Annotated in this window: 5 protein-coding genes and 1 tRNA gene; 5 read left to right on the top strand and 1 reads right to left on the bottom strand. The window is 57.2% G+C overall.

Translation table 11 applies throughout. The features are described from left to right. From VGK48_11105 to leuD, 4 genes are all read left to right on the top strand, one after another. A partial coding sequence (locus VGK48_11105; protein ID HEY2381714.1) for a 2-isopropylmalate synthase occupies window positions 1-699 on the top strand: 699 nt, incomplete at its 5' end. Beyond that, window positions 668-1759 (top strand): 3-isopropylmalate dehydrogenase, encoded by a 1092-nt coding sequence (gene leuB, locus VGK48_11100; protein HEY2381713.1) that lies wholly within the window; start codon window positions 668-670, stop codon window positions 1757-1759. The genes VGK48_11105 and leuB, both read left to right, overlap by 32 nt. A gap of 11 nt (window positions 1760-1770) precedes the next feature. After that, a complete protein-coding gene (gene leuC, locus VGK48_11095) occupies window positions 1771-3156 on the top strand; it encodes a 3-isopropylmalate dehydratase large subunit (protein ID HEY2381712.1) in 1386 nt (461 codons plus the stop codon). Next, window positions 3153-3665 carry a 3-isopropylmalate dehydratase small subunit gene (gene leuD, locus VGK48_11090; protein HEY2381711.1) on the top strand — a complete coding sequence of 171 codons (513 nt, stop codon included), beginning with the start codon at window positions 3153-3155 and terminating at the stop codon, window positions 3663-3665. Before leuC ends, leuD begins: the two co-directional genes overlap by 4 nt. A gap of 20 nt (window positions 3666-3685) precedes the next feature. Here leuD and VGK48_11085 read toward each other — a convergent pair whose 3' ends face one another. Continuing rightward, window positions 3686-3883 carry a hypothetical protein gene (locus VGK48_11085; protein HEY2381710.1) on the bottom strand — a complete coding sequence of 66 codons (198 nt, stop codon included), beginning with the start codon at window positions 3881-3883 and terminating at the stop codon, window positions 3686-3688. 58 nt (window positions 3884-3941) lie between these two features. Between VGK48_11085 and VGK48_11080 the strand changes: the two genes are divergently transcribed. Continuing rightward, window positions 3942-4014: transfer RNA gene (locus VGK48_11080), tRNA-Lys, on the top strand. Window positions 4015-4307: the final 293 nt, after the last annotated feature.

Genomic DNA, 4307 nt, shown 5'->3' with positions numbered 1-4307 from the left:
GCCGTCGTCGATGCCGGCGCCACGATCGTCAATGTACCGGACACTGTCGGCTATCAAACCCCTGCCGAATATGGCCAGTTGATTCGCACCCTCCGGGAACGCTTGAAGAATTCCGAACGCGTCACCATCAGCACACATTGCCACGACGATTTAGGGCTGGCCGTTGCCAACAGCCTTGCCGCCATTGAAAACGGAGCGCGCCAGGTCGAGTGCGCGATCAACGGTATCGGCGAACGCGCGGGTAACGCGGCGCTCGAAGAGATCGTGATGGCACTGGATACCCGCAAGCGGTATTACAACGTGACGACAGGATTGAAGACGGAAGAACTGTACCGGTCGAGCCAGATGCTTTGCGAACTGACCGGCAAGCAGGTTCAGGTCAACAAGGCGATCGTCGGCGCGAATGCATTCGCCCACGAAGCCGGCATCCATCAGGATGGCATGCTCAAGAACGCCGTCACCTATGAAATCATGTCTCCGGAACGGGTCGGCGTGCCGCGCAGCATGATTGTTCTCGGAAAGCACTCGGGCCGGCATGCGCTCGAGGCGCGCTATCGTGAACTCGGGTTCACGCTCACGCGCGAACAGCTCGAGAAGGCCTACGTGAAGTTTCTGGAAGTGGCCGACCGTAAGAAAAGAGTCGAAGATCAGGATTTAATTTCTATTCATGAAAGCAGTCATAGCGTGGCTGCCCGGTGATGGCGCCGGCCCGGAGGTTTTGCGAGAAGCTCGCCGGGTTTTAGAAGTCATCGCGAGCGAGCACAATCACGAATTCGAATTCGTTGAAGGCGATATCGGCGGCGTCGCTATCGAGCGCCATGGCGAGCCGCTGCCGAAAGTCACGCAGGACCTTTGCCTGAAATCGAACGCGGTGTTCCTGGGCGCGGTCGGCGATCCGAAATATGATCACCTGCCGCCCGGCAAAAAGTGCGAGAACGGCCTGCTCGACCTGCGGAAGCTGCTCGGAAATTATGCCAATCTCCGTCCGGTTACCGTCTTCGAAGCTCTGGTCGACAGCTCGCCCCTCCGCCGCGACTCGGTTCGCGGGGTCGATCTGGTCATTGTCCGGGAATTGCTTGGCGGCATTTATTTTGGTTCACCGCGCGGTATCGAAGACGATCATGCTTTCAACACCGAAATCTACAGCCGCGATGAAGTCCGCCGCATTGCCCGCGTTGCGTTTAAGCTGGCGCGCCACCGGCGGCGCCGCGTGACGTCCGTGGACAAGGCGAATGTGCTGGAATCATCGGTTCTCTGGCGCGAAACCTGTACCGAGATATCGAAACAATTTCCGGATATCTCTTTTCAAAGCATGTATGTCGACAACTGCGCCATGCAGCTTATTGCGAAGCCGTCACAATTTGATGTGATCCTGACGAACAACATGTTCGGCGACATTCTCAGTGACGAGGCTTCGATGCTGGCCGGCAGCCTGGGTCTTCTGCCGTCGGCGAGCATCGGCGGCCAGGTCGGACTGTATGAGCCCGTTCACGGATCCGCGCCCGATATTGCAGGAAAGGGAATTGCCAATCCGCTCGGCGCAATTTCCTCCGTCTCCATGCTCCTCGAGCATTCGCTGGAGCTGCCGAGGGAAGCGACGAAGCTCGAGCGCGCAATTGTGAAAGTGCTGAGCCGCGGATACCGGACTCCGGATCTCAAGAGCCGGAGCGGCCGTGAAAAAGTGAAAGAAAAGATTGTTTCCACGAAAGAAATGGGCGAGTTGATCTGCGATTACATTCGAATGCCCGACGCAACCTGATGTCAAAAACTATGAAAACTCTTTACGACAAGATCTGGGATGCGCACGTCGTCGTGCCGGAGACGGATGCGCCCGCCATTCTTTACATCGATATCCATCTCATCCACGAGGTAACGACGCCGCAGGCATTCTCCGGCCTCAAGACGCGCGGATTGAAGGTGCGAAGGCCGGACAAGACATTTGGAACGATGGACCATTCAATTCCAACGACGAGCCGGTCTCTGGACGGTTTCGACGAGATGGCCGCGCACCAGGTCCGGACCCTCGCCGCGAACTGCGTCGAGTTCGGTGTACCGCTTTATGACCTGAGCAGCACGAAACAAGGCATCGTTCATGTGATCGGGCCGGAACTCGGCTTGACCCAGCCCGGCCGGACGATGGTTTGCGGCGACAGTCACACCTCGACTCACGGCGCATTCGGCGCTCTCGCTCACGGCATCGGCACCAGCGAAGTCGAGATGGTGCTGGCGACCCAATGCCTGCTCCAGCGTAAATCGAACAACTTCCGTGTGAACTTCGACGGACGGCTTCAGCCGGGTGTTACTGCCAAGGACATGATCCTTGCGCTCATCGGAAAAGTCGGCACCGCCGGCGGTACGGGATCGGTTTTCGAGTTCTGCGGCTCCGCCATCCGCGCCCTCGATATGGACGCGCGCATGACGATCTGCAACATGGCGATCGAAGGCGGGGCGCGTGCGGGATTGGTCGCACCCGACGACACCACATTCCAGTATCTTGCCGGCCGCGAATTTTCTCCCCAGGGGAAAGCCTGGGATGACGCGGTTGCACGCTGGAAGCAGTTGCCGAGCGATGACGGCGCCCATTTCGACAAGAGCGTCACGATCGATGTCTCGTCGCTCGAGCCCATGATCACCTATGGTACGAATCCGGGAATGAGCATTCCGATCAGCGGACAGGTTCCGCAGCCTTCCAATGCGGCCGATGCAGCCGCCTTGAAATATATGGCATTGGAGCCCGGCCAGGCGCTGGTCGGCCATCCGATCGACGTGGTCTTCATCGGAAGCTGCACGAACAGCCGTCTCACCGATCTCCAGAACGCCGCGCGAGTCATGCGTGGCCGCAAGGTCAGTCCCGGTGTTCGAGTACTCGTCGTACCGGGTTCTTATGAAATAAAACGCCAGGCAGAGGCGGAAGGCCTCGATCGGGTGTTCAAAGAAGCTGGAGCGGAGTGGCGCGAAGCCGGCTGCAGCATGTGCATCGCAATGAACGGTGACGCCGTACCTGCGGGCAAAACCGCGGTCAGTACCAGTAACCGGAATTTCGAAGGCCGGCAGGGAAAAGGATCGCGAACGCTGCTGGCTTCTCCGTTGACGGCGGCGGCCAGCGCCATCGAAGGCCGCGTGGCCGATCCGCGCCGGTTTGGAGGTGTGGCGTGAAGATTTCATCGAAAGTGGTGGTTGTGCCGCAGGTCAATATCGACACCGATCAGATCATTCCTGCGCGATTTCTCAAGGTGACGGACAAGGTCGGGATCGGTTCCCATCTGTTCGAGGACCGACCGGACTTTCAGGTTCCAAAAGGTTCGCAGATTCTGGTCGCTGGAGATAACTTCGGATGCGGGAGTTCCCGCGAACACGCGGTTTGGGCTCTCGTGGACTTCGGGTTCAGGGCAGTCGTCTCAACCAGTTTTGCGGATATCTTCCGGCAAAACAGCCTCAAGAACGGCCTGCTTCCGATCGTGGTTGACGCGAAAACGCACGCACTGCTGAAGCCCGGAACTCCGCTGACGGTAGATCTCGCCACGCAAACGCTGTCGATTGAAGGCGGCCCGACAGTGAGCTTCCCGATCGACTCGTTCTCCAAGACCTGCATTCTAGAGGGATTGGACGAAATCGGCTACATCCTGAAGCATGATGCCGCTATTGCGGCGTTTGAAGGAAAGTAACCACAAGAAGCGCATAAGGCTCAAAAGGTTTGAGCCGTCAGGGCTTCCTGTTCCTTCATTTTCTTAATGAGATGCTCCAGCAGATGCAGCCGGTGCCGTAATCGCTTCCGGTATTCGCGGCTGTCCGTGTGGTCGATTTCATGAAGCATCGTTCGTGATGCCGCTTCAACGACTTCCAGCAGAGACTGTCTTTCCGAATCGGTAATTTCTAGCAGCATATTTCATTCGACGAACCGCTCTGCCTTTTGTTTCTCCGTGTTATTCTTTTGATTCGCCGGGCCGTTAGCTCAGTTGGCAGAGCATCTCACTTTTAATGAGAGGGTCGCTGGTTCGAGTCCAGCACGGCTCATCAATAACTTACAGACAATTTGGACGACTCGAAAAAGCCTCCGGGTAACAGGCTGGGTAACAAATGGCAATCGGTAGGGCGCAAATGGGCTTGCAGACGCCCGGCCCCGGTCATGGAGGTAAAAATCGTCCCTCCATTTGAGATCGTCAGAGTAGAATGTCAAACTTGATTTATGAGCACTCGCTTACGATTCCGATTTAGCCCGAGCAAGTTTGCGAACGCCGTCGCATATATAGCGGGAGCATGTCCAGGCAGCACTAAATTGACAATTTGTAAGCACATCTTCTTCGCGG

The organism is Terriglobia bacterium (genome assembly GCA_036496425.1).
Lineage (GTDB): Bacteria > Acidobacteriota > Terriglobia > 20CM-2-55-15 > 20CM-2-55-15 > 20CM-2-55-15.
This window is presented reverse-complemented; position numbering and strand designations above follow the sequence as displayed.